Here is a 24,223-nt window from a genome sequence, read left to right on the forward strand (position 1 = left end):
TGGGGTCGGTGGCCGCCGGGATCAGCGGCGATCCAGGAATGCGAGCACCCGGGTAATGAGGAGCGCGGTCGCATCCGCGTCATAGGACGGCAGCGAACTGTCGGCGAAATAGTGCTGATCGCCGGGGTAGAGGAAAAGCTCGGCGTCATCGACCTTCGCCACGATCTCGCGGGCCGCGTCGATATCGCCCTCGCCGACAAAAATCGGATCGTTATCCATGCCGTGGATCTGGACGGCGACGCCCTCCGGCCAAGGCCCGAAGGCCCATCTTCCACTGATCGGCAGGCAGGAGTAGAAAAGCAAGGCCCCGCGGGCGCCACGCCGTGTCTGTGCCAACTTCTGCGCCGGCAGCACGCCGAATGAGAACCCGGCATAGACCAGTTCGCGGGGCAGTTCGTCGGCGACCTGGACGCCGCGCTCCCTGATCGCGTCGAATCCGATCTGGCCGATATAGGCAAGCCCCTCCTCGATGCTGTCGAAGATGCGCCCGTCGAACAGATCAGGCGTATGCACGATGTGGCCGGCTGCCCTGATCTCGTCCGCGAAGGCGCGCACGCCAGGGGTCAGCCCTTGAGCGTGGTGGAACAGCAGAATCTCGGCCATCGTTGCTCCGGTGGAGATAGTTGCACCTGATAACCGATGTCTAAGGCGTGGCACCGAAGAAAGCCAGCCGGGTGAAGATCGTATAGTCCGCTTCCGATACCATCAGTGCCACGAAAACCAGCACCAGCACGGGCGGCAGCAGGATCGCGTAGACCAGCGCCAGCCGTTCCCAGGCCATGTGCATGAAGATGGCGACGATCAGCCCGGCCTTCAGCATCATGAACAGCAGGATCAGCGTCCACCGGAGATAGCCGTGAATCCCGAGATAATCGACCATATAGGAAAAGGCGCTGAGCACGAAGAGCAGGCCCCAGACGAAGAGATAGAGCCGGATCGGATGCTGCTGTCCGTGATCTTGCGCGTGCAGTGCTTGTGTATGCGGGCTTTGCCCGTGCGCCGTTGTCTCGCTCATAACGACCTCACCACAGATAAAAAAACGCGAAGATGAAAACCCATACCAGGTCGACGAAGTGCCAGTAGAGGCCCATGATCTCGACGGCCTCGTAGCGCCCTCTTCGGCTGGTGAAAAAGCCGCGCCGCTCCACGTCGAAATCGCCCCGCCAGACCTTGCGGGCGGTAATCAGCAGGAAGATGACGCCGATCGTCACGTGGGTGCCGTGAAAGCCGGTGATCATGAAGAAGGTCGAGCCGAACTGCGCTGCCCCCCATGGATTCTCCCAGGGGCGCACGCCTTCGGTGATCAGCTTGGTCCATTCGAAGGCCTGCATGCTGACGAAGGTTGCCCCGAGAGCGGCCGTCAGCAGCATCAGTATCGCGGTCACGCGGCGTTCGCGGCGATAGCCGAAATTGACCGCCATCGCCATTGTGCCGCTGCTCGAGATCAGCACGAAGGTCATGATCGCGATCAGGATCAGCGGAACATCCTGCCCGCCGATATGCAGCGCGAAAACCTCGCTCGGATTGGGCCATGGAACCGGCGTCGACATGCGGGCGGTCATATAGGCGATCAGAAAACAGCCGAAGACGAAAGTGTCGCTGAGGAGAAAGATCCACATCATCGCCTTGCCCCAGGAGGCGGTCTTGAAGGCGCGCTGATCCGAGCTGAAATCGGCGGCGACACCGCGAAGGCCGGCCGGCCTGAGGTCTGCCCCGCCGTGTGTCTCGATAGTCTGTGCCATCTGCAAACCCCTTAGTTCAGTAGTGTGCGGCAGAGATCGACGAAGTCGTTCGCCCAGCCGGCAAAAAGCGCGAAAAGCAGCAGCCAGACGGCGAACATGAAATGCGAATAGATCGCGGAAAGATCGACGCTGAGGCGCAGCCTGTCCGGCGCGACCTCCGTTGAAAATGCCCTGACCGTGGTATGCGTGAGCACGGCGAGCCCGCCGAGAATATGCAGGCCATGCAGGCCGGTGAGCATATAGAAAAAGCTGTTGGCGGGATTGTCGGCCAGCACATAGCCGGCCGCCGTCAGCTCCCGCCATGCCTGAATCTGCCCGGCGAGGAAGAAGACGGCTAGCGCAAGTCCCGTCACCAGCGCTGGCCGCAGGCTTTCCATGCGGCCATGCTGCGCTTCTCGTTTTGCCCATTGCAGCGAAGCACTGCTGAGCGCAAGCGCCGCAGTATTCACCCATAGCAGGCGCGGAACCGGCATCCCCCACCAGTCGGCCGACGCAGCACGCATGAAATAGGCGCTGACGGCAAGGCTGAAGAGCGCGCCGACGACGCCGAGAAACACGAAGAGGCCGATTTTCACCGCCGGCACGGGCGGCCGCTCGGTGCCGTGTTGATCCGGCAACTGCACCGAGCCGGTTTCCAGCCAGGGCTTCGAGGTCAGCCGCTGCCCTGAAAGCCACCAGATGATGATGGCGGCGATGGCGGCGAGGAAAAGCAGGATGACGTTCATGCCGGAGCCTCGCGGGTAACGCCATCGCTTGCCGGCACATTTTGCGGAATGAAATCTTCGGCAGCCCCGGGTACGCTGTAGTCATAGGCCCAGCGATAGACGACGGGCAGGTCCCTGCCCCAGTTGCCGTGCGCCGGCGGCGTCTGCGGCGTCTGCCATTCGAGCGTCGTTGCCCGCCAAGGATTGCCGCCGGCCTCCCGGCCGCGGAAAAGGCTCCAGACGAGATTGAACAGGAAGACCATCTGGCCGGCGCCGACGACAAGCGCCATGACGGTGATGAAGATGTTCAGCGTATGGGCCGATGGCGGAACGAAGGCGGTCTCTCCCATCTCGAAGTAACGGCGCGGCACGCCGAGCAGGCCGAGATAATGCATCGGAAAGAAGATCGCATAAGTACCGAGGAAGGTGATCCAGAAGTGGATCTGGCCGAGCGTCTCGTCCAGCATGCGCCCGGTCACCTTCGGATACCAGTGATAGATCGCCCCGAAGATGACGAGGATCGGCGCCACCCCCATGACCATGTGGAAATGCGCGACAACGAACATCGTATCCGACAGCGGCACGTCGACGACGACATTGCCGAGGAAGAGGCCGGTCAGCCCGCCATTGACGAAGGTGACGATGAAGGCGAGCGCAAAGAGCATCGGCAGCGTCAGGTGGATGTCCCCGCGCCAGAGCGTCAACACCCAGTTGTAGACCTTGATCGCCGTCGGAATCGCGATGATCAGCGTCGTCGTGGCAAAGAAGAAGCCGAAGGCCGGGTGCATGCCGCTGACATACATGTGGTGCGCCCAGACGACGAAGCTTAAGCCCCCGATGATGACGATCGCCCAGACCATCATCCGGTAGCCGAAGATGTTCTTGCGCGCATGCGTGCTGATCAGATCCGAGACGATGCCGAAGGCAGGCAGCGCAACGATATAGACTTCGGGATGGCCGAAGAACCAGAACAGGTGCTGGAACAGGATCGGGCTGCCGCCGCCATGCTGCAATTGCGTGCCCATCTCGACGATGGCGGGCATGAAGAAGCTGGTGCCGAGCACGCGGTCGAAGAGCATCATGACGCAGGCGACGAAGAGCGCGGGAAAGGCAAGCAGTGCCATCACGGTGGCGGTGAAGATGCCCCAGACAGTAAGCGGCATCCGCATCAGGGTCATGCCGCGTGCCCGCCCCTGCAGCACCGTCACCACATAGTTCAGCCCGCCCATGGTGAAGCCGATGATGAAGACGATCAGCGAGGTGAGCATCAGTAGGATGCCCCAGTCCTTGCCGCCCGGCGTGCCGGAAAGAACGGATTGCGGAGGATAAAGTGTCCAGCCGGCCCCCGTCGGACCGCCCGGGGCGAAGAAGCCGGCGGCGAGGATCAGCACCGCGAGCAGATAAATCCAGTAGCTCAGCATGTTCGCGTAAGGAAATACCATGTCGCGCGCACCGACCATCAGCGGGATGAGGTAATTGCCGAAGCCGCCGAGGAAAAGTGCCGTCAAGAGATAGATCACCATGATCATGCCATGCATGGTGATGAACTGGTAATAGTGATCGGCATCGATGAAGGCGAAATAGCCTGGAAAGGCGAGTTGAATCCGCATCAGCCAGGAGAGCACCAGCGCCACGAGGCCGATCGAGATCGCCGTGATCGAATATTGCACGGCGATGATCTTGGCATCCTGGCTGAACACATATTTGGTCCACCAGCTGTGCGGATGATAAAGCTCGACATCCTCGACTTCGGCGGAGGGGATGCTGCCGGATGGAATCTCGACCATGATCTCTCTTCCCTTCCCGCCGGTTCCCTGAACCGGCCTGCGACCGCGTCACCGCGTCAGTTTGCCGGCGGCGGCTCTCCCGATGACGCCGTAAGCTGGGTGAATGTCTGTTGCTGCCCGAGCCAGGTCTGGTAGTCCGCGTCGTTATCGACCACGACGGTGCCGCGCATTTGCGGATGGCCGACGCCGCAGAGTTCGGCGCAGAGGATCTCGAAAGTCCCTGTCCGCGTCGGCGTGAGCCAGAAATAGGTGATCATGCCGGGGATCATATCCATCTTGGCGCGGAATTCCGGCACATAGAAATCGTGGAGCACATCGACGGAGCGCAGCAGGATGTGTACCGGCTTGCCGATCGGCAGGTGCAGCTCGCCGCCCTCGATGATGATGTCGTCGAGGCCGCTTGCGTCGTTCTTGTCCAGCCCGAGCGGGTTCTCGGGGCTGACGTCGCGCGTCTCCGCCCGGCCAAGCTTTCCGTCCGCACCCGGCAGGCGGAAACTCCACAGCCACTGCTGGCTGACGACCTCGACCGATGCGGCATCGGCAGGCACCGTGATGAACTGGTTCCACACGATGAGGCCGGGCGCCAGCATCGCCGCGACACCGACCGCCGTTCCCGAGGCGAGCAGCACCTCCAGCCTGCGGTTTTCAGGCTCGTAATGCGCCTGGTTGCCCGGCTTGTGGCGAAAGCGGTAGACGCAATAGGCCATGAACAACACCACCGCCACGAAGACGATACCGGTGATCCAGAAGGTGATGACGAGGGTACTGTCGATATAGGTCCAGTTGGACGCGATCGGCGTCCACCACCATGGGCTCAGCACATGAAACAGCACGGAGCCGACGACAATCAGGACGAGGATCAGCACGACAGCCATTTCCGCTCCTCCTCGAGCAGGTTGACCCGTGAAACCGCATTCCGCAAAAAGTCCGTCTTTATTATCGCACAGATAGAAAATATCGGCAATTGCGGCAATTTAGCCATGCGCCACCCCGGCCGCGGCCCGTCATTTGGGGTATTGCCCGTTACTGCGAATATTGCCCATCACTGCGAATACTGTTTGAGATAGGCGATGAGATCGGTGATCTCCTGGTCGTCCTTCACGCCGACAAAGGCCATCTTCGTGCCCTTCACCTTTGCCTTCGGATTATGGAGATAGTCACGCAGAACCGTCTCGTCCCAGACGAGGCCGCCTTCGCCGGCCGCCTTCATTGCGGCCGAATAGGCGAAATCGGGATGCGTCCCGGCCTTCCTGCCGAACAGCTTGTTCAGCGACGGACCGACCTTGTTGGTATCGGACTCGACGACATGACAGGTCGCGCATTTCTTGAAAACAGTGGCGCCGGCCGTCGCATCACCCTCCTGCGCCCCGGCATGACCGGGGAAAAGGGCAGTGACAGTTGCACCAATCAGCAGAACAACACGGTAATCCATGGCAAACCTCATCCTCCTCAAGGTCGCCGGCCACTCACACCCTCCATTATCTCTCGCGTGTGGGTGGTGGTTGTTATGGCTCGAAGCTTAATCCTTCGCGGATGCAAGTCAATCGCCTCACAGTTGGGTTCACCTGAACGCAGATGAGATCAGGTGAACCCGAGGCGGATAACGGCCACTACACCCCGATCGAAAGCGCCTCCTTCACCGCCAAATCGGCCATGGCAAGTGCTGCCTCGCGAGTCTTGGCGGCGGCGATGAAGCGGCCGTTGTGGCAGAAGCTCGCGCCCTCTATCCCGCAAACCGCCTCCAGCTCTCCATTGGCGAGACCGGCCCAGGCTGCCGGCAGATCCGCCCTGAGTTCGAAGCCCTCCTCGGCGCGGCGGATGCCGGTCACGCACCAATCCTTTTCGCGCGGATGGACGACGAACAGCAGCTGCTCGGCGCCTGCCTTGACGATGGCGGGACGGAACGGCATTCCCCTCGGCAACTCCAGAACTCGGCCCTGCCCCGCAGCCTCGATTGCCCGATGCACCATCGCCTCGGCCCGCAATTTTGCGGCACTCTGGGCGATCCTCGCCTCGACGAAACTGCGGGCAATGGCAAGCGCCGCGTGGAAGGCGCGATCGTCGGCCTCGGGTTCAGCTTCGTCGAAAACCGGTTTCAGCGTCTCCAGCAGCGCAGGCAACGCCAAGCCCGCCAACGGCCCCGAGGGGCTGAGCGCGCCATTGTCGGTCAGATCGATCGGCAGCACGAAGCCCGCATCGAAAGTGCCATGCACCACCTCGACATGGGCTTCGGGAAGGCCGGAGGCTGCGAGATAATCACGGCCGTAATGCTTCCAGATCAAGCCGAACGAGCTGTAGGGCTGGCCATCGTTGCGCATCGGGGCGCCGCGTTGGTGGTGATCGAATATCCCGGCAGCAGGATCATAGGCGCCGCCGACATCGTAGATGATGCGGCCTTCGCCTGGCGTGATCCATTCCGGCGCCCGGCTGCGGACGATACGCGCCTGCGGGAAAAGCCGGGTCAGGATGACGCTCGACAGCAATTCATCGGCATGGAAGCCACCGGAATGGGTGACGAGGAAATCGGGGATCATGGGAGCTTTGCGCCTTGTCGTTCGCGGAGGGTCCGCTTGCGGTCCGGAACCAGATAGCCGTTGCCGGCGACGATCTCAACCCATGCTTGGCGCATTTCACTTCAGCGCCTTGCCGTTCGCCACCCATTCGTGCTCGTTGGGCTTGCGAGCGAGCGCCGCGGAGCCGAGGGCGAGTGAGCATCGATCTTGAAGATCGCCGTTGCAGCCCTTGCAAAACTGCTTATTCTCCCGCGTCGAAATGTTCCTTTGCGAAAGCGAAAGAGGCGGCGCTTGCAGATTCCTCTGCAGTTTCATGTTGCCGAGACCACGGGATGGCTCGTAAACCACCGGATGAACTCCGCCCTTCCCGGCTATCTCATGATCAGTTCCAAGACCGACACGACTGACCTTTCGGATTTATCGGAAAAGGCGTTGGGCGAATTCGGCCCATTGCTTGCAAGAACGCAGAAGGCGCTGAAACAAGACCTGAATGCTCAGCGCGTCTATATCGGCCGATACGGGCACTCGCCCGGTTATCCGATCCATTTTCATGTCATTCCGATATATGACTGGGTGGAGGAGTTGTTCTGGAAGGACGGCCGGTATCGTCTGCTCGAGAACTTTGCAGAAGGACGCGGAGAAACCGCAGCGGACGGCGCGGAACTGACGCTGTTCGTCTGGCGCGAGTTCTGTGAACGCGCAGTGCCGCCACCGGTCAGAGGGCCGTCGGTCTCAGAGGTCATTGCGCTGTTGCGGGAGGTAATGCGGTTTCCGGCACCTTAGGTCTTTGCGCCTAAGGCAACGCCGGTCCCGGCTGGCTTGCAACGAGCGCACGGCCGGCTGCCGCGCCGGCGTGAAGGCAGACCAGGCCGATCGCGGCCAGAGAATTGATCAGCAGGACATTCGCCACCACAGACGCCGAAAACGCTTCCTCGCCTGACGGAAGCACCGCCGTCGCAGCAAAGAGCACGCCTTCATAGGCAACGAAGCCGGCCATGAAGGCGCCGGCCGCGGTGACGGTCAGGCCGGCCGCAAGGTGAAGCACGCCGAGCGCTGCGGCCAGGGATGCAAATGCGGCAAGACCGATCGCCAGACCCCACGCATAGCTGTCCCAAGTCTGGGGATAGCCGAGCACGAGATACCCGACCATCTGGTTGGCGAGCCAGGCCAGCAGGACCGCCGTCAGCGCCATGCGCCGGGGAAGAATGACCGCCGATACCGCCGCCAGGGCCACGAAGGGCGTGACGCAGGCAAAAATCAGGCTGAGAGCGACGCTCGCGCCTGAAATGATGGCGACCCAGGCGACAGCGAAGCCGGGGACGACGGGCCGCAGGGGAAACTGATTTCGTTCGAGCATCTCGAAACTCCGTTCGACCGGGCGCAGGCGCCCTCGGAAATCATACGCCAGTCCAGGAAAAAGGCCATTCCTCAATCCAGGACGTATTGGATGTGGTGCCGCCCATGCACTGCCGACTTCTGGACATGGGCGCGAACGCCGAAAACCCTGCCGATCATATCCTCTGTAAGCACCTCCTCCGGCGCGCCCGCGGCGACGACCTCACCCTTCTGAAGCACCGCCAGGCTGTCGCAGAACATTGCCGCCAGGTTGAGATCGTGCAGAGCGACGATGCAGGTGATGCCGAGCTTCGAGATCAGCCGGAGAATGTCGAGCTGGTGCTGGATATCGAGATGATTGGTCGGCTCGTCGAGCAGCAGCTCGCCCGGCGCCTGCGCCAGCGACCGCGCAATATGGACGCGCTGTCGCTCGCCTCCCGACAGCGTCTGCCAGAGCTGGCCCGCCCTCGCCTGCATGTCGACCCGCAACAGCGCCTCCTCGACCGCGGCATCATCCTCCGCGCCGAAGGGCGCAAGCATCCCGCGATGCGGCGTGCGGCCGAGCCGCACCACGTCGCGCACGGTCAGTTGCGTCTCGGTCGTCGATTGCTGCTCGACGAAGGCGATGCGCCGCGCAAGGGCGGCGCGCGACAGCGAAGCGATATCGTCGTCGCCCAGCCGGATGACGCCGCTGCGGACCTTGCGCAGCCGGCAGATCAGCCTCAGCAGGCTCGATTTGCCGGACCCGTTCGGCCCGAGCAGACCGAGCACCTTGCCCTTTGCCACCGTCAGGCTGACGCCGTTGACGATGACCGTGTCGCCTGCGGCGAAACTCACCGCGTCGATCGTAATGCTCATGCGCTCCTCCGCACGCGATAGAGGATGACGGCAAAGGCCGGCGCGCCGAAGAGCGCCGTAACAACGCCGATCGGCAGGACCTGCTGTGGGATGATGATGCGCGAGACGATATCGGCGCCGACCATGTAGATCGCGCCGCCGAGTGCTGTTGCCGGCAGCAGCCGCCGATGGCCCGGCCCGACGAGGAAGCGGGCGGCATGGGGAATGACCAGGCCGACGAAGCCGATCGAGCCGACCATGCTGACGACGCTTGCCGTCATCGCCGCTGTCAGGCCGAACAGCAGGATCTGGACGCGGCGCACCGCAATGCCGAGCGAGGCCGCCGCATCCGTACCGAAGGCGAAGGCATCGAGCGCCCTGACATGGGCCATGCAGATGACGAAACCTGTGAGCGCGATCGGCACCGAGAGATAGACATCCGGCCAGCGCACGCCGCTGAGCGAACCCAGAAGCCAGAACAGGATGCCCCGCGCCTGCTCGGCATTCGCCGATGTCGTCACGATGTAGGAGGTCAGCGCAGTGAAGAGCTGCGAACCGGCGACGCCGCACAGGATGATGCGTTCGCCGGTTCCTCCCGCACCCGTCGCCAGGAAGCCGACCAGCAGAAAGGCAATGACCGCGCCGATGAAGGCGCCGCTGGAAAGGCCAAGAACACCGTAGCCGAGGCCGAGGATCATCACGCAGACGGCTCCCGTCGAGGCGCCGGCGGAGATGCCGAGCACATAGGGTTCGGCCAGCGGATTGCGCAGCAGCGCCTGCAGCACGGCGCCGCAGAGCGAGAGCGACGCGCCGGCGCTGGCCGCAACCAGCGCCCGGCTCAGACGATAATCCCAGACGATGCCCTGGTGGATGCGGCTGAGTTCGAACTGCGTTCCGAACAGCCGGTTGGAGACGGCCTCCGCCGTTGTCGCCAGCGGGATCGCGATCTCGCCGATCGAAACGGCAAGGCTGATCATCAGTCCGAGAAGGAGAAGGGCTGAAATGGTGAGCGCGGCGAGCGCCCACCATCCTTGTTGCCTGACCGACGCTGCCTTCACTGCGAGAGGCCGAAGGATTTGATGCCGTTCGCCAAGGTCTCGATGCCGTCGATCGTGCGGATCGTTGGGTTCATCGATTGCGCGTCCATCATCACGAAGTGCCTGTTCCTGACGGCATCGAGTTCCTTGGTCACGGGGTCGTTCTCGAGAAAATCGATCTTGACCTTCGGATCGTCGGCGGCGTAGCGGCGCCGGTCCATGGTGGCGAGCACGATGACGGCCGGGTTCGCCTGGGCGATGGTTTCCCAGCCGACCAGCGGCCATTCCTCCTCGGTGGTGACGACATTCCTGGCGCCGATCGCCTTCAGTATATAGGCAGGCGCGCTGTTCTTGCCCGCAATGAAGGCGTCGCCGTTGACTTCCTTGCTGGAGAACCAGAAGACGATGGGCAGGCTCTTGCCCGATGCGGCTGATATCGAGGCGACGGCATCCGCCTCGCGCTTCTTCAGCTCGGAAATCAGCGCATCGCCGCGCTCCTTCACGTCGAAGATCTCTGAGAGTTCGGCGATTTCGCGATAGATCAGCGCCATCGTGAACAGCTCCTTGCGCACACCGTCGCCGCCATCGGTGTTGACCTTGGCGACGCAATCGGCCGGCGAAAGATAGGTATTGATCCCGAGATCCTGAAACTGCTCCCGCTTGCCGACGGAGCCCTGCGCGCCGACATGCCATTCGAACTCGGCCGCCACCAGGTCGGGCTCCTGTCCGACGACGGATTCGAAGCTCGGATCATTGTCGGCGAGACGCTTTATCCTGCTGTTCGCCGCGGCATATTGCGGCAGCACGGGACCGACCCAGACGGCCGTGCCGGCGATCTTGTCGGCAAGGCCGAGCGAGAAAAGAATTTCGGTCATTCCCTGGCCGATCGAAACGATCTTCGACGGCGCCTTCTGGAAAGTCACCTGCTCACCGCAATTGGTGATGGTCAAAGGATATTGGGTGGCAGCAAGGCTCGGTGCCGCAAGGCCGATCAGCCCGAAGGCAAATGTCATGGTGGCGAGAATCTGGCGCATGAAAAACCTCGATTGAAGGAAAAAGCACGGTTATGCCGCACGCGCGGCCGAAGGCACGCTGACGCGCGCGCTAGCCGCAGGAGGCCCAATCGAGACGGATGCATGCCGAAATTCGGCGAAGGTTCAGAAGGTCAATCATGTCTGTTCCTTATCCGGGCATCCCCGCCCGGTTGATTGGATCGTGATTGACGGCAGGTCTCCTGGCTTGCGGATATAAGTCGTTCATCCGCCTTCCCGCGATATATCGCAGTGGCAGGGCCATAAGCCCTTCAGAGATGGCCAGTCGCTGGCCACAGCTGAGATGATCGACAATCCGCTTACAGTTGCGGGGGCAGCCACGGTCTCGGTCCCTACTGGGTCGTCCTCACCGTGTTCCCTATTAATCCCCTTGGAGTCATCTTCAGGGAACCGTCACCGCCAGTTACGTCGCCCGCCCGCACGACGTCAATCATTATTGCGGAAGATTGGGTTTGGTGGGCGAAATATGGAGACGGAACGTCGGAGCGCTGTTGGCCGGTATGATGCCAGCATTCTCATCCCCAGGATGGAGCTCTCTTAAGCATCCTACTATTCCCGCTGTCGTGGGCGCGGCATCCACCAACCTCCCTCATGCTGAGGTGCGCAGCCCGAACGGGCGAAGCCTCGAAGCACGCCGCAACGCTGCTCCCTGCGTTCCTACAACGCATCCAGCGGAATCTTCAGATACCGTCGCCCGTTCGCCTCCGGTTCGGGCAACCGCCCGCCGCGGATGTTGACCTGCAGCGCATGCAGCATCAGCTTCGGTTTCGGCAGCGTGCGGTCGCGCGCCTGGCGCAGCGCCACGAAGCCGGCTTCGTCGATGCCTGATATATGCGGATTGGTGCGCTTCTGGGCGGCTACCGTGCTTTCCCAGCGTGGGTGACGGCCGCCAGGCTGATAGTCGTGGCCGGAAAAGAGCCGGGTCTCCTCGGGCAGCGACAGGATCGCCTGGATCGAGTGCCAGAGAGCGCTGGCGCTGCCGCCGGGAAAATCCGTGCGCGCCGTGCCGGAATCCGGCGTGAACACGGTGTCGTGCACGAAGGCGGCGTCGCCGATCACATAGGTCACCGAGGCAAGAGTATGGCCGGGCGAGAACATCACGCGGGCTCTAAGCCCGCCGATCTCGAAAGTGTCGCCATCAGCAAACAGCCGGTCCCATTGCGAGCCGTCGGTTTCGAGTGCCGGCCAGTTGTAGATTTCCTTCCAGAGCACCTGCACGTCGGTGACATGGGCGCCGATCGCCGTCGGCGCGCCGGTCTTTCCTTTGAGATAGTGCGCGGCGGAGAAATGGTCGGCATGCGGATGCGTGTCGAGGATCCACTCGACCGTCAGCCCTTCGCTGTCGATATGCGCGAGGATGGCATCGGCATTGGCCGTTCCCGTCGCACCCGACATTTCGTCGAAATCGAGCACCGGGTCGATGATGGCGCAGCGTTTCGTTACCGGGTCTGAAACGACATATTGCACACTGCAGGTGCGGGGTTCGAAGAAAGCCTTCACGACAGCCGCCTGCCCTGCCCGCTTTTCCAGCCAGCGGCGCGCGCCGGCAAGATCGAAGCCGAGGTTTTGACCGAAGGCCTCGACGTCCCCGGGCTGCATCCGCCCGTCAAGCACCTCTCCGAGCGCATAGAGCGTCAACGCCCGGGTGCCGCTCTTGCAATGAGCGACGACCGGCCCCTTTGCTTGCATCATCGCCCTCTGGAAGGCGCGGATATCGGCCTCGGTAATCTCGGGCCCTTTCACCGGCACGAAGCTGTAGGCGAGCCCCACGGCAGCGGCAGAAGCCTTTTCCGCCGCATCGCCCGGCTGCCCCGGCTCCTCGCCATCCGGCCGGGCATTGATGACGCCGGCAAAACCGTCCGCCGCAAAAGCAGCAAAACCGGCGGCATCGGGCTGCCCCGCCACCGATATCAGCTCATTGACCCTTACGGATGTCATCGAAGCCCCCGCGCTGCCTGCATCGGCAGTATCGCATGTATATCGGTACAATCTCACAAGTATATTGCCGAGCGCAAGAATAGTCGCTTGGCACTCCGTCGCGCCTGCGCAGGCCGGTGAATGTGGGCGCCAAGACACTCCCGATAGTCGCCCGGCCCGGCGCAGCCAGTCAAAACGACAGCGTTGCCGCGCCCTCTTTGATTTCGGCATGCATGGCGCTGGCGCCGACGATGACGATGCCGTCGAGCATGTCTTCCTGCGTATAACCGCGGGAGGTGACGCAGGGCGGGCAGGCCCAGATCGTGCCGCCGCGCTGCTGGAAATTCTCGATAAGCGTCGACAACGGATCGAGCGGCGGCACATGCGTCATCCGTTGGCCGCCCTTGCGCACAAGGTTCGCAGCCTGCGTCGTCACCCTCACGCCGCCGGCTCGTTGAGCATCGCCTCGATATTGTAACCGTCAGGATCGAGAACGAAGCAGGCATAGTAGTTGTCGGCATATTCCGGCCGCGGGCCGGGCGCACCATTGTCCCTTGCGCCGGCTTCAAGTGCTGCGCGATAAAATGCCTCGACCTCCGCCCTGCTTCGGACCCGGAAGGCAACGTGCAAACGGGTCAGAGGCGGCTTGTCGTCAGTGTGCTGGATTTCGAAGAGGCTGCCACCGACATCGAAAGCCCAGAAAACGCCTTCCTTCCCGAAGGTGCGACGATAGCCCAGAGGGTCGAAAGCGCGTTCATAAAATACCTTGCTCTTTTCAAGGTCACTGACCGCCATGGTGATATGATCGATCATGCCGTGCATCCTATCGTTCAAGCATCCCATGATAGTCGAATCCGCGGCGGAAAACACACAAAACCCACGCGATATCCAGCAATGCCGGCCGCCTCCGTTAGCTCCGACCGGGCGCTCGACATCGGCAACGATATCGGCCTAAAGTCCAGGCGCGATGGACTGGATAACGCTCGCAAATGCCTTACGGGATCAGCCTCAAATGTCTGAACGAGACCGCATCGCCGGTTTTCAAACTCTGGGATGAAGCGGCGGCATTCGAAGAGACGGCTTCGATGCGGACCTTGAATTATCCTCCCCATCTGACCCTCGCAGTTTATCAGGCGTTTGATGCAGATCGATTGGGCGAGGCGCTTGAAAGTGTTTTCCGCGCGCGCTCCACCGTCACCTTAGCCTTTTCGGGCATCGGCTATTTTCAGAACGAGTTCCTCGTTCTCTGGGCGCGCCCGATCCCAGACGACGCTCTTCTCCAACTGCACGCGGCTTTCCATCGAAAGATTGATCCTGCCTTCTGTCATGGGCACTATCGACCCGGCAATTGGGCGCCTCACTGCACCATTGCAGCGAAAGTGCCGGAGGCGAAATCAGCGGCCGCGATCAAATGGGCGAACGAAAACAGCATGCAGTTCTCGGTAAATTTCGATGCCGCCGATTGTGTCCGGTTTCCGCCGGTGGAGATATTGAGCGAGATCAGGTTGGCGCCGCGATGATGCTGCCGGCACAAGGCCACATCGGCGGCGGCCTGATGACTCGACGCCAGTCGCAGAATCCACCGCTGCGACTGACATTTTCAAACCATGCTCCAAAGCCGCTAATGCATGTCGCCAGGAAGTGTGCAGCGGTTCCGGGAGAACGACATCCATTCAACCAAAGAGCTAAAGCGCGTCGCATGAATCAAGTTTGATGCGACGCGCTTTCGACGCGCCCCTCTCCATCAGCTGACGCGGCAAACAGCGCGGCGCCAACCTCGCCGGACAGCAGCATCTCGTTGCGCGCCCGGCCCGGCCCGATCATCGGCAGGCGGTCGGCGAGTTCGGCGACGCGGCAGTCGAACAGAACAGGCATGTTCACCTCGATCATCTCCAGGATCGCATCATCGAGTTCGGCGGGCCTCTCGCAGCGAATGCCGTGTCCGCCATAGGCTTCCGCCAGTTTCACGAAATCCGGATTTCCGTGCTGCCGAACCGTTCCCTGATCGCCGCTGTTGAGAATGAAGATCTTGATCGGCGCGTTGTGCTGCACGGCGGCCGACATTTCCTTCATCGTCATCTGCACGGAGGCGTCACCGGCCATGTCGATGACGAGGCTGCCGGGATTGGCGATCTGCACGCCGAGGGCGGCAGGCAGCCCGTATCCCATCGTCCCCAGGCCGCCTGATGTCATCCAGCGGTTCGGCTGCTCGAAGCCGTAATATTGCGCCGCCCAGATCTGATGCTGGCCGACCTCCGTCGTGATGTAGGTATCCCGATCCTTCGTCAGTTCGTAGAGCCGCTCGATGGCATATTGCGGCATGATGACGTCCTCGCGCACCGCATAGGAAAACGATCGCCGTGCGCGCCAGCCCGCAATCATGCTCCACCAGTCGGCCAATCTCGCCCGGTCCGGCGCCCGCGGCAGCGCTCGCCAGAGACGAAGGAATTCGGCAAGCACGCCGCCCGCATCGCCCTGGATACCGATATCGGCGCGCACGGTCTTGTTGAGCGAGGCAGCATCGATATCGATCTGAATCTTCCGGGAATGCGGTGAAAAACCATCGACGCCGACGGCCAGCCCGCCGTCGAAGCGCGCCCCGATGCACAGCATGAGGTCGCAGTCCTGCATTGCCATGTTGGCCTCATCGGAGCCGTGAAGCCCGGCCATCTTCAGCCAGTTCGGGCCGGAAGCCGGATAGGCGCCGAGCCCCATCAGCGTCGACGTAACGGGAAAGCCGGTGAGATCGACCAGCTCGCGCAGCCGATTTGCCGCTTCGGGGCCGGAATTGACGACGCCGCCGCCCACGCAGATAACCGGCCTGCGTGCCGCTGTCATCAAAGCGATTGCAGCCTCGATCTCCCTGATGCCGCAGCTGTTGTCCGGCTGGTAGCTCGGTCTCGGGGCGACAGCCTCACGCAGTGAATAACTGCCGCTTGCAAACAGCACGTCTTTGGGCATGTCGACCAGAACGGGTCCGGGCCGGCCTGATCCGGCGATGCGAAAGGCCTCGTGGATGACCGCCGCGAGCTCATTGACGTCGTTGACCAGCCGATTGTGTTTCGTGCAGGCTCGGGTCATGCCGACGGTATCGCACTCCTGAAACGCATCGGACCCGATCAGCGTCGTCGGCACCTGACCGGACAGGCAGACGAGCGGCACGGAATCCATCAAGGCGTCCTGAAGGGGCGTGATCGCGTTGGTGACGCCGGGTCCTGAGGTCACCAGCATAACGCCGACCTTGCCCGTTGACCGAGCGTAACCCTCGGCGGCATGGCCGGCTCCCTGTTCATGGCGAACCAGAATGTGTCTGATGTCTTCCTGCTGGAAAAGCTCGTCGTAGATCGGCAGTACGGCAGCGCCGGGATAGCCGAATATATGCTTGACGCCATTGTCTCTCAGCGCCTGGAGAACGATTTCAGCGCCGGTCATCTGCGCGCGCGGGGTGTCGATGGAATGACGGGATCTCATGGTTCCGTTCCTTGATCAGTGTGATGATGTGTGGAAAGTCCGACGAGGCGCCCGCCCCGGATTCAGGGCATAAAAAAAGGCCCCGTCAGGAGCCTGCTTACCGCGCATGGGTGCTTTCGCCGGATGGTTACACCATCCTGCCCATGCGCCCGATCACCAATGCCAGAACCATTGCGATTTTCATCGCGCCACAGCTAAAGCCAAATCGGGCCGCCGTCAATGCTTGCGGAGGAGACGAATGGCGGCTGTCGGCGACGGTGGCCTTCGCAATCTGAAAGCCGCCCGCGAGAGAACGCGGACGGTTGCAATGTCGTGCGGCGTCCCGGCTATCCCAGGATGTTCAAGCCTAGTTCTGGCCCTGCAGGCGATCCATCACCTGGAGCAAGAGGTCGGCACAGGCCTTCATCGGTTCGTCCTCGGCGCATTTCAGATCGATCCTGGTATCGCCATCCTCGATCCGGAAATGTGCGGCCTTGGAGGGCGGCGGCGGTGACGGGCGATGACCACGGAAACCACGGAAGCCTCTGTCGTCACGGAAACCCATATCGTCTCTAGAACGATGCCACCGATCATCGGGCCGATCTCCCGGCCGCGCATCCGGCTCGCCCATCATCCGCTCGTCATCGGCGGAAGCAGACGGGTTCGTTGGCGGCGGTGGCGGTGGCGAGGCCGGGTCGACCGCAGCGGGTGGGGTCGCGGCGGGCGGCGGGGTGGGCGGTTGTTGAGCGAAGGCGGCGCCGGCGAGTGCGGCAAGAGCAAGGCCTGATAGGAGAAATCTTTGCATGGGAATTGTTCCTTTGCCGGAATTGAGAAGCACGTCTGTAAACACCGCAGCGCGGCTATGGTTCATGGCCTGTCAAGGCCTGTGATCGAAATCCTCAAATCGTCTATGCGGCGGACCTTTCGGCGGACGCAGCGCTTCGGTTCGTCCGTCCTGGCGAACGAGGTAGCTCGCACGCACGAAGCCGTCGTCGAAGCGTCCCTGGACGGTGACAGCTTCGTCACGGCTAACGAGAGTGCCGCCCTCACCGGCTCGGCCGGTTTCAATAAGCGCCTTGCCGCTGTCGTCTTGCAGCACGAACTTGTTGCCGTAGATCTCGGCGACCTTGCCTTTGATCGTCACGAGGCTCGATGCGGGCATGGCCGAAATCGCCACCGGCGTCAGCGGCGCCATTTCCGGCGTCGGACGCATCATTTTGACAGCACCGGCGCCCCCGGCAGCCCCAATGACCAGCGCCACGGCGGCGGCGATGATGGGAAGCGCCAGCCGACGCCGGCGCTGTCCTGGCGGGATGGGCATGGCTGCGCCCTCGGTATGCACGTTGTCCTGGTCTTCATTCGGCATATATCTGCTCCTTGCATCAGTCGTTGCCGCACTCTAACCGCCCCGTCCCCTCGCCCGCCTGAACCTCTCCGTTCAGATTGAGTTAAGCTCGGCCCGATAGTTTTGGCCTGTCCCCAGAGATGCCCAGCCTTGAGGAAAGCCCTGCCCCATGCGCGTATTGCTCGTCGAAGATGACGAAGACCTCAGCGGCCGGATCGCCGCCGTGCTGCGATCGGAAAACTTCGTGGTCGATATCGCTCGCAACGGCGAGGACGCTCTTCATGCAGGCCTGACCGAACTCTTCGATGTCGCGATCCTTGACCTCGGCCTGCCGAAGATCGATGGCGTCAGCGTGCTGAAGGAGTGGCGCGATGGCAGCCGCAACCTGCCGGTTCTGGTGCTGACGGCGCGCGACGGCTGGCCGGACAAGGTCGCAAGCTTCAAGGCCGGCGCCGATGATTTTCTCGCCAAGCCCTTCAAGGTGGAAGAGCTGGTGTTGCGCCTGCGCGCCCTGGTGCGCCGGGCAGCCGGCCACGCCGCCGCGCGGCTGACCTGCGGCGCGCTGGTCTTCGATGCCCAGCTCGGCACCTTCGAACTCGACGGCCTGCCGCTGAAGTTGACGGCGCTGGAGTGGCGAGTGCTCTCCTGCCTGATGCTGCGCAAGGAGAAGATCGTCGACCGCCGGGAGCTGACCGAGCGCGTCTATGACGGCGATGCCGAGGTCGACTCCAATTCTATCGAAGTGATCATCGCCCGGCTGCGCAAGAAGCTCGGGGGTGATCGCATCGAGACGGTGCGCGGCCGCGGCTATATGCTGACGTCGGCATCATGAAAGCCCCCGCCCTCAAACCGAGATCGATCGCCGGCCGGCTGCTGATGTTCTCCGGCGTCTTCGTGACGCTGGCGCTCGTTGTGGCCGCGATCGTGCTCTGGCTGGCGCTGAAGACGGTGGTGCGCGAGCAGGTCGATCAGCGTCTCGACACCCAGATCGGCGCCCTTGCCGGCGCCGTGACGCGCGACGCGGCGGGAAGGATTGCTCTCTCCGCGCCGCTCGATGCACCGCCCTTCGATCGCCCCTCCTCCGGCTGGTATTGGCAGATCGATGATGGCGAACAACGCCTGACATCCCGCTCCCTGATGAACGGTACGATCGATGCGCCGCCGCCACGGCAGGATCTGCGCCATATGCTGATGGGCATGCCGACGTCAGGCACGGGCGGCGATCGTGGAAGAGGGCCGCTCTACCTTCGCCAGGCCGTCCACAGCATTGACGGCGTGACGCTGACAATCACCACGACGGCGCCGATGATCGCCCTCGTTGGCCCGGCGCTCCGCGCGCTTTTCTGGCTGGTGCCCTGCATGCTGCTGCTGGGGCTCGTGCTGATGGCGGGCACCCTCTGGCAGATCCGTTTTGGCTTGCAGCCGCTGACATCGATGGCGGCCAATATCGACGCCATCAACCGGGGAGAACGCGCCCGCCTGCCGGAGGAAGCAAGCGCCGAGCTTGCGCCACTGTCGTTGAAAACCAATGCGCTGCTGGCCGCCAGCGAAGAAAGGCTCGCGGCAACACGCATGCAGTTCGCCAATCTCGCCCATGGCCTCAAGACACCGGTGGCGAGCCTACTGCTGGCGCTCGACGAGCAAAACGATCCCAAGGGCGCATTGCGGGGCCTGGCCGCCCGGATCGACAACAGGATCAAGCACCACCTCGCCGCCGCCCGCCGGGTGATGGCCTCGTCGAACAATGTTGCCAGCACCGATCTGGCGGCATCGATCGCCGATCTGCATCGGGCGATCGGTCAGATCTACGCCGAGCGCGGCATCGCCTTCGACACCGATATCGGCGAACGCCTGTGGGTCGCCTGCGACGAAAGCGATGTCGAGGAAATGCTCGGGAACCTGATCGACAACGCCTTCAAATGGGCCACCTCCCACGTCACCCTCCGCGCCCGCCGCGACGGCCCGACCGCCCGTATCACGATCGAAGACGACGGCCCCGGCATCCCCCCTGATCGCCTCGCCGCCGTCGTGCAGCCCGGCGTCCGAGAAGACGAAAACGTCCCCGGCAACGGCTTCGGCCTGAGTATCGTCAACGAGCTTGCCGGGCTCTACGGGGGGTCGCTGGTGCTGGAGGCGAACGATGCAGCGGGATTGCGGTGTGTGTTGTGTCTGCCGGTGACGGTGCCGGCCAGCTCTTTCGCCGGAAAGAGGCCTCTCAACTAAGCCGCTCCTCAAGCACCGCCAACGCCCTTCCCACCAGTTCCAGTTCCCTGATATTGGCCGGGGCCACGCTGTCGCCGGATTGTACACCACCATGCAAAAATCTGGCAGGCCACGTCATCGTGACATATTGAAACGCGTAAGCGTTTCTCCTGCAGACGTGACGCCAAGCTTCTATATCTCAACAGAGTTTGTCTCGAAAGAATACTGTGTATAGCTGCTACTTGGCCTTGAAAAACGGCAAAGACACCACCAGTATATCAGGCATATCCATGGTTGCCATGGCGTCGGACGTGAAGCTGGACCTGTCCATGCGGATCGCGCGCCAAGGGGACCACGCCAAGGTGGCACTTGCTGCCGAGGTGTCTGTCGTCGCGGATCTGCCGTGTGCAGTGGATGGGCTGAACCTGACCGTTGGTCCTGAAGCTGCGAATACGCCGTCTTCGGATGGTCCCCAAGCAGCAGATAGCCAATTTAAGCGGCGGGCGTGGCCGGGGTGGGAAGCGCTTGACATTGCCAAAAACCTGCTAAGGTGGAAGGTGACGAAATGTGTGAACTTGCCTCGAAACCGGCCCGCCTGGGTCTGGTAACCGGCTTGTGCGTCCTCGCATTTGCCGCAGCGTCCATGGTTGCCATGGCGTCGGACGTGAAGCTGGACCTGTCCATGCGGATCGCGCGCCAAGGGGACCACGCCAAGGTGGCACTTGCTGCCTAGGTGTCTGTCGTCGCGGATCTGCCGTGGGCAGTGGATGGGTGCCTGTCAACGGTCGGGATGGTATGTACGGGGACCCGAGCGGAGAATAGATGGCAACACTGATTCAGGATGTCAGGTCAGAGCACAACATCTTTTCGGCATGGCGGCACGTGAAACGGAGTGCACTATCGTCTCAGAACGATGAAATCCGTGGGGCTGCATCAGAGTTCGAGCATGCCCATCAACGACACTTGCGTCGTATCATCACGCAGCTCCGCGAGAACCGCTTTACATTTGATCCAGTCAAAGGAGTTCTGAAGGACGCCCGGAAGCGAATAGCCGCGGGAAAAGACCCGCGTCCTATCGCAATCGCCACCCTCAAGAACCGTGTCGTCCAACGGGCAATTTTGCAGGTTCTACAGCCTCGTGTCGCCTTGGACTTAAAAGAACAAGACACCCGATACGAAATGAAGCGCGACGTGCGGCTCGGAAAGATAAACGACGTGAACCAGTCCCGGTTTGGCGTCGGAGGTCTCATCTATCCCTACGGAGGCGTGTCACCAGCGATTAAGCTCATCCGTGAAGGAATCGATGCGGGCGCGAAGTATTTTTATCAATCTGACATCAAGGCTTTCTTTACGAAAATACCAACCGCGCGAGTTGTGGACTTCGTAAGGGCCGAAACCAGAGATGATGCGTTGGCTGACCTTTTTGAGAAAGGATTGGCCATCCATCTGGCAAACAAGGACGAGCTACAGGGATATGCTGAGCTTTTCCCTCAAGGCGGCATCGGAGTTGCACAGGGATCTTCTCTCTCCGCATTTGCTGGGAATGTCTTTCTGTATGAAATGGACCACAAGTTAAATGATATGGGCGTTACTGCCGTACGCTATATTGACGATATACTTATGGTTGCCAGCGCAGAGACGCTTCTTGATTCAGCGATCAAGCATGCAGAGGCAGCGCTAACGTCTTTTGGCTTCGGCCTCTATAATCCTGTTCAAGGCAGCGACAAGGCAGCTAGAGGCGAGTGCAGCAATGCTATCAATTTTCTTGGTTGCACAATTCAGCCCAAACGTTGTGTGCCCAGCGCTGCATCCATTACGCGCCTTAAAGAAGGTGTTACGAAATCGCTCTCAGATTCCAAATCGGCCATCAAAGAAGCGCTCCGAACCAAGAAGTCGCTCCACCAGAAGCTGTCTCGAACCGGCACGCTGGACTCGATAGGAAAAAAAATCTACGGATGGCAAAAAGCATTTGCCTTCTGCACTGACGACCGGCCTTTCGAACAACTTGACGACTTCGTTGGCAAGCAAATCTCAGATTATGAAGCAATTTTAGGCCGTATGCTTGGCACGGCCGATCAAACCACTCGGATGATGGTGGTTGGTATTCCATCGATGCAAGCGATGTATCTTCTTGAGAGAAAGCGATGGACCGCGGGCAATACTACCCAATAGTGTATCCGATCTTGCGTCCGCTCTTGGCTCAACCGTATGCTTTCTGAGGAAGACGCGCGCCGCCAATTCTCGAAAAGTTCGTCAGTAAAGATTATTGCGCCGGACCCCACCGTTCTTTTCCTGTTGCCGGGCGCCCAGCTCCGCGCGGGTTGCGCAGACCCGCGGCGGCGATGATGGCGAGACATCGCCCCAGTCGGCCTGAAGCCTGGGGAGGAGATTGCGCTTGTCATCGACCAGAGGCGGCGGCGAGATTCCCATGCGCCGCATTGCAGCGAACAAATCGCTAAGTCTGTCGTAGCCGAGATTGGGATTCGCCCACAGCGCGAGCAGGAAAGGTTCGGCAACAGCACGCCCTGATGAGCCAATCCGGCACAGGCCTTCGACGCCTGCTCCATTGACCGAAGGCAGAGATGCGCGCGGATTGGCAAGGTAGGGCAAAGCGCTGGGGCCGAGATCGCCGAGCCGGCGCAAGAGCGGCTCCGCCTCCCAAAGCCAGTGGTCGTTGTCGGCAGCGGCATAAACCGACAGAAGACGGGGGCCGAGTTCCACGAATTTGTGCGGCGGCAGGGCGGCCGCCAGGCGGGCGAGGATACGGCCGCTCGCCCGTGCCGAAGAACGCGATCGCCCTGTCATCGCGGCTGCCCGCTCGATGCCGGTCATGATCGCGTCGGCACGGGAAGTGAGCGCATCGGTGCGATTGACGAGGACATCGACCTGCCATTCGGTGACCTTAGCGGCCGGATCGGCGATCATGGCGTCGACATTGGCAATCTGGCGAGCCAGGGCCGCCTCTTCTGTCGCGGCGATCTTCGCCAGGACGACAGCGCTATCGCTTCCAACCCGATTGTCGACCGCCATGGGCTTGAGGCCGAGAGCCCGGGCGAGCACCGAGGAATCGCCCTTGTATGGGGTGTTGCTCGAGATGATCGGGGTAAATCCGTTTCGCGTGAATTCCGCGCTGCAGTCCCAGCTGGGCGCTCCGGAGTTGAGAAAGCATCCAATGATCGGCATGGGTATCCAGCTGAGTGGTGCAGCCGTACCTCCGAGAAGCTGGAAGCGTCGACCGTCCGGCATGGTGATCGTCGTCGTGATCCGTCTCAGCGGCAGGCTTTTCTCGAAATCCTTCGTCTCCTCCTGACTGACGGTGACGATGGGCAGCTCTGGCTTTTCCGGCATGGATAAATTACAGAAACGACTTTCCGTGCGCCTGTCGTCGAGTGCTTCCCCATCATGGAAATCAAGTGCATGCATGAAGGCCGACTGCAGCGCGCGTGTCCCGCGGACTTCGGCGCAGACCGCGCTGTCGATCATCCGATTGGACAGATATCCCTCTGGAAAGTTTGGACTGACAGAGTAAGTAACCGGCAGCGCGAAATTCTGGGTCAGCCACGCCCCATCCCACGCCCCGCCTTTCGCAAAGACCAGCGCATGGCGAGCGGGATCAAATCCGGTCACGACCTGCGCATTGGCGGAATCCATGCGGCTGGCGAGATCACGCAAGGCGAAATGATCGAGCGCCGCAGCCGTCCAGTATCCTCCGTAAAAGATCAGCGGCAGCAAAAGCCACAGGCGTGACACGCGCCCAACAACCGCCTCGATGGCAACGCCGATCATGCTGGCATTGACGAGCACGATCGACCAGGCCATGGCGAGCACGAACATCAGAAAGATGCCTGTGAACGGTATGGCCTGAAGCACGAAGACGGCCCCCGTCACTATAAGGCCAAGGAGCGAGAGCGGGAAATATCTGCGCATCTGCCCTCCACCCGACTTGATCGGGATATCACCGCTTTCCATAGCCCACCATTTCTGTCGTTGCGATCCGAGCTCAAATAGCGGAGAGAGCCTATCAAAGACTCACGCCTGCACCGTGAACGGCAAGGCTCAAATTTTCGGTATCCCTTGGGCGCGTATTCCATTGACACTGGGGGAACGGTCGACGCGGGAAGTTCGGAGGTAATCATGCAAAGAGGCATCGGGCCGGACTGGGTGGCGAAGCGGACACTCTGCTTACGCTTCAGAAATTCATCGGTCGGCAGTATCGAAGCGCCCGCGTACCGATAGAGAATACGCCGTACGGTCTTGTAGAAATTCGGGACCTGGCCGGCGGAGCCTTCGGGCTTGGCCGTA

The 24,223-nt window shown here is 61.7% G+C and carries 24 protein-coding genes, 1 pseudogene and 1 riboswitch; of the genes and pseudogenes, 6 read left to right on the plus strand and 19 right to left on the minus strand.

Translation table 11 applies throughout. The features are described 5' to 3' along the window. Nucleotides 1-21: 21 nt before the first annotated feature. From FHX03_RS20665 to FHX03_RS20700, 8 genes are all read right to left on the minus strand, one after another. Entirely contained in the window at nt 22-603 is a 582-nt protein-coding gene (locus FHX03_RS20665; RefSeq protein ID WP_183855211.1) for a dienelactone hydrolase family protein, read from the minus strand. Between the two features lie 40 nt (nt 604-643). Then, nucleotides 644-1,015 (minus strand): cytochrome C oxidase subunit IV family protein, encoded by a 372-nt coding sequence (locus tag FHX03_RS20670; RefSeq protein ID WP_097625966.1) that lies wholly within the window; start codon nt 1,013-1,015, stop codon nt 644-646. 7 nt (nt 1,016-1,022) lie between these two features. Then, nucleotides 1,023-1,742 carry a heme-copper oxidase subunit III family protein gene (locus FHX03_RS20675; protein ID WP_131711778.1) on the minus strand — a complete coding sequence of 240 codons (720 nt, stop codon included), beginning with the start codon at nt 1,740-1,742 and terminating at the stop codon, nt 1,023-1,025. A gap of 11 nt (nt 1,743-1,753) precedes the next feature. Then, nucleotides 1,754-2,467, minus strand: coding sequence for a cytochrome c oxidase subunit 3 (locus FHX03_RS20680; protein WP_183779514.1), 714 nt, complete (start codon nt 2,465-2,467; stop codon nt 1,754-1,756). Continuing rightward, nucleotides 2,464-4,233: a cytochrome c oxidase subunit I gene (gene ctaD, locus FHX03_RS20685; protein ID WP_097625969.1), complete on the minus strand. Its 1,770-nt coding sequence runs from the start codon at nt 4,231-4,233 to the stop codon at nt 2,464-2,466. The genes FHX03_RS20680 and ctaD overlap by 4 nt, the downstream gene beginning before the upstream one ends. Before the next feature lie 56 nt (nt 4,234-4,289). Beyond that, nucleotides 4,290-5,108 carry a cytochrome c oxidase subunit II gene (locus tag FHX03_RS20690; RefSeq protein ID WP_097625970.1) on the minus strand — a complete coding sequence of 273 codons (819 nt, stop codon included), beginning with the start codon at nt 5,106-5,108 and terminating at the stop codon, nt 4,290-4,292. Nucleotides 5,109-5,275: 167 nt separating this feature from the next. After that, nucleotides 5,276-5,665, minus strand: a complete 390-nt coding sequence (locus FHX03_RS20695; RefSeq protein ID WP_179613570.1) for a cytochrome c family protein — start codon at nt 5,663-5,665, stop codon at nt 5,276-5,278. Nucleotides 5,666-5,843: 178 nt separating this feature from the next. Beyond that, nucleotides 5,844-6,767, minus strand: coding sequence for an MYG1 family protein (locus FHX03_RS20700; protein ID WP_183779515.1), 924 nt, complete (start codon nt 6,765-6,767; stop codon nt 5,844-5,846). Between the two features lie 270 nt (nt 6,768-7,037). Here FHX03_RS20700 and FHX03_RS20705 point away from each other — a divergent pair, with 270 nt between their 5' ends. Continuing rightward, nucleotides 7,038-7,529, plus strand: a complete 492-nt coding sequence (locus FHX03_RS20705; protein WP_183779517.1) for an HIT family protein — start codon at nt 7,038-7,040, stop codon at nt 7,527-7,529. Between the two features lie 10 nt (nt 7,530-7,539). Here the strand turns inward: FHX03_RS20705 and FHX03_RS20710 are convergent, their stop codons facing one another. From FHX03_RS20710 to FHX03_RS20740, 7 genes and pseudogenes are all read right to left on the minus strand, one after another. After that, nucleotides 7,540-8,103: a hypothetical protein gene (locus FHX03_RS20710; protein WP_183779519.1), complete on the minus strand. Its 564-nt coding sequence runs from the start codon at nt 8,101-8,103 to the stop codon at nt 7,540-7,542. 71 nt (nt 8,104-8,174) lie between these two features. Continuing rightward, nucleotides 8,175-8,939, minus strand: coding sequence for an ABC transporter ATP-binding protein (locus tag FHX03_RS20715; RefSeq protein ID WP_097625975.1), 765 nt, complete (start codon nt 8,937-8,939; stop codon nt 8,175-8,177). Beyond that, the gene (locus FHX03_RS20720) at nt 8,936-9,976 is read right to left on the minus strand and encodes a FecCD family ABC transporter permease (protein WP_183779521.1); all 1,041 of its coding nucleotides are present in this window, start codon (nt 9,974-9,976) and stop codon (nt 8,936-8,938) included. The genes FHX03_RS20715 and FHX03_RS20720 overlap by 4 nt, the downstream gene beginning before the upstream one ends. Further along, nucleotides 9,973-10,989 (minus strand): ABC transporter substrate-binding protein, encoded by a 1,017-nt coding sequence (locus tag FHX03_RS20725; protein ID WP_097625977.1) that lies wholly within the window; start codon nt 10,987-10,989, stop codon nt 9,973-9,975. Before FHX03_RS20725 ends, FHX03_RS20720 begins: the two co-directional genes overlap by 4 nt. A gap of 172 nt (nt 10,990-11,161) precedes the next feature. Beyond that, nucleotides 11,162-11,417, minus strand: a riboswitch (cobalamin riboswitch). Between the two features lie 247 nt (nt 11,418-11,664). Continuing rightward, nucleotides 11,665-12,945, minus strand: a complete 1,281-nt coding sequence (blh, locus tag FHX03_RS20730; RefSeq protein WP_183855213.1) for a bifunctional sulfur transferase/dioxygenase Blh — start codon at nt 12,943-12,945, stop codon at nt 11,665-11,667. A gap of 169 nt (nt 12,946-13,114) precedes the next feature. Beyond that, nucleotides 13,115-13,342 (minus strand): annotated as a pseudogene (locus tag FHX03_RS20735) (DsrE family protein); the annotation flags it as partial. A 20-nt stretch (nt 13,343-13,362) separates the two neighbouring features. Further along, on the minus strand, nt 13,363-13,737 hold the full coding sequence (locus tag FHX03_RS20740) for a VOC family protein (RefSeq protein ID WP_183779525.1): 375 nt from the start codon (nt 13,735-13,737) through the stop codon (nt 13,363-13,365). Nucleotides 13,738-13,913: 176 nt separating this feature from the next. Between FHX03_RS20740 and FHX03_RS20745 the strand changes: the two genes are divergently transcribed. Next, nucleotides 13,914-14,444 carry a 2'-5' RNA ligase family protein gene (locus tag FHX03_RS20745; RefSeq protein ID WP_183855228.1) on the plus strand — a complete coding sequence of 177 codons (531 nt, stop codon included), beginning with the start codon at nt 13,914-13,916 and terminating at the stop codon, nt 14,442-14,444. Between the two features lie 184 nt (nt 14,445-14,628). Here FHX03_RS20745 and ilvB read toward each other — a convergent pair whose 3' ends face one another. Beyond that, a complete protein-coding gene (gene ilvB, locus FHX03_RS20750; RefSeq protein ID WP_183855383.1) occupies nt 14,629-16,356 on the minus strand; it encodes a biosynthetic-type acetolactate synthase large subunit in 1,728 nt (575 codons plus the stop codon). Nucleotides 16,357-16,406: 50 nt separating this feature from the next. Here ilvB and FHX03_RS20755 point away from each other — a divergent pair, with 50 nt between their 5' ends. Beyond that, entirely contained in the window at nt 16,407-16,670 is a 264-nt protein-coding gene (locus tag FHX03_RS20755) for a hypothetical protein (protein WP_183855230.1), read from the plus strand. 71 nt (nt 16,671-16,741) lie between these two features. On the opposite strand, the gene FHX03_RS20760 is transcribed toward FHX03_RS20755, so the two are convergent. Both FHX03_RS20760 and FHX03_RS20765 read right to left on the minus strand, forming a co-directional pair. After that, nucleotides 16,742-17,179, minus strand: coding sequence for a hypothetical protein (locus FHX03_RS20760; protein WP_183855231.1), 438 nt, complete (start codon nt 17,177-17,179; stop codon nt 16,742-16,744). A 72-nt stretch (nt 17,180-17,251) separates the two neighbouring features. After that, the gene (locus FHX03_RS20765; RefSeq protein WP_183855233.1) at nt 17,252-17,740 is read right to left on the minus strand and encodes a hypothetical protein; all 489 of its coding nucleotides are present in this window, start codon (nt 17,738-17,740) and stop codon (nt 17,252-17,254) included. A 148-nt stretch (nt 17,741-17,888) separates the two neighbouring features. On the opposite strand from FHX03_RS20765, the gene FHX03_RS20770 reads away from it, so the two are divergent. From FHX03_RS20770 to FHX03_RS20780, 3 genes are all read left to right on the plus strand, one after another. Then, the gene (locus FHX03_RS20770; RefSeq protein ID WP_183855234.1) at nt 17,889-18,551 is read left to right on the plus strand and encodes a response regulator transcription factor; all 663 of its coding nucleotides are present in this window, start codon (nt 17,889-17,891) and stop codon (nt 18,549-18,551) included. Beyond that, a complete protein-coding gene (locus FHX03_RS20775; protein ID WP_183855236.1) occupies nt 18,548-19,942 on the plus strand; it encodes a sensor histidine kinase in 1,395 nt (464 codons plus the stop codon). The genes FHX03_RS20770 and FHX03_RS20775 overlap by 4 nt, the downstream gene beginning before the upstream one ends. A gap of 801 nt (nt 19,943-20,743) precedes the next feature. Next, nucleotides 20,744-22,093, plus strand: a complete 1,350-nt coding sequence (locus FHX03_RS20780) for a reverse transcriptase domain-containing protein (RefSeq protein ID WP_183855238.1) — start codon at nt 20,744-20,746, stop codon at nt 22,091-22,093. Nucleotides 22,094-22,174: 81 nt separating this feature from the next. Here FHX03_RS20780 and FHX03_RS20785 read toward each other — a convergent pair whose 3' ends face one another. Next, nucleotides 22,175-23,848: a hypothetical protein gene (locus tag FHX03_RS20785; protein WP_183855240.1), complete on the minus strand. Its 1,674-nt coding sequence runs from the start codon at nt 23,846-23,848 to the stop codon at nt 22,175-22,177. Nucleotides 23,849-24,223: the final 375 nt, after the last annotated feature.

The sequence above is a fragment of the Rhizobium sp. BK456 genome (assembly GCF_014194045.1).
GTDB lineage: Bacteria > Pseudomonadota > Alphaproteobacteria > Rhizobiales > Rhizobiaceae > Rhizobium > Rhizobium redzepovicii.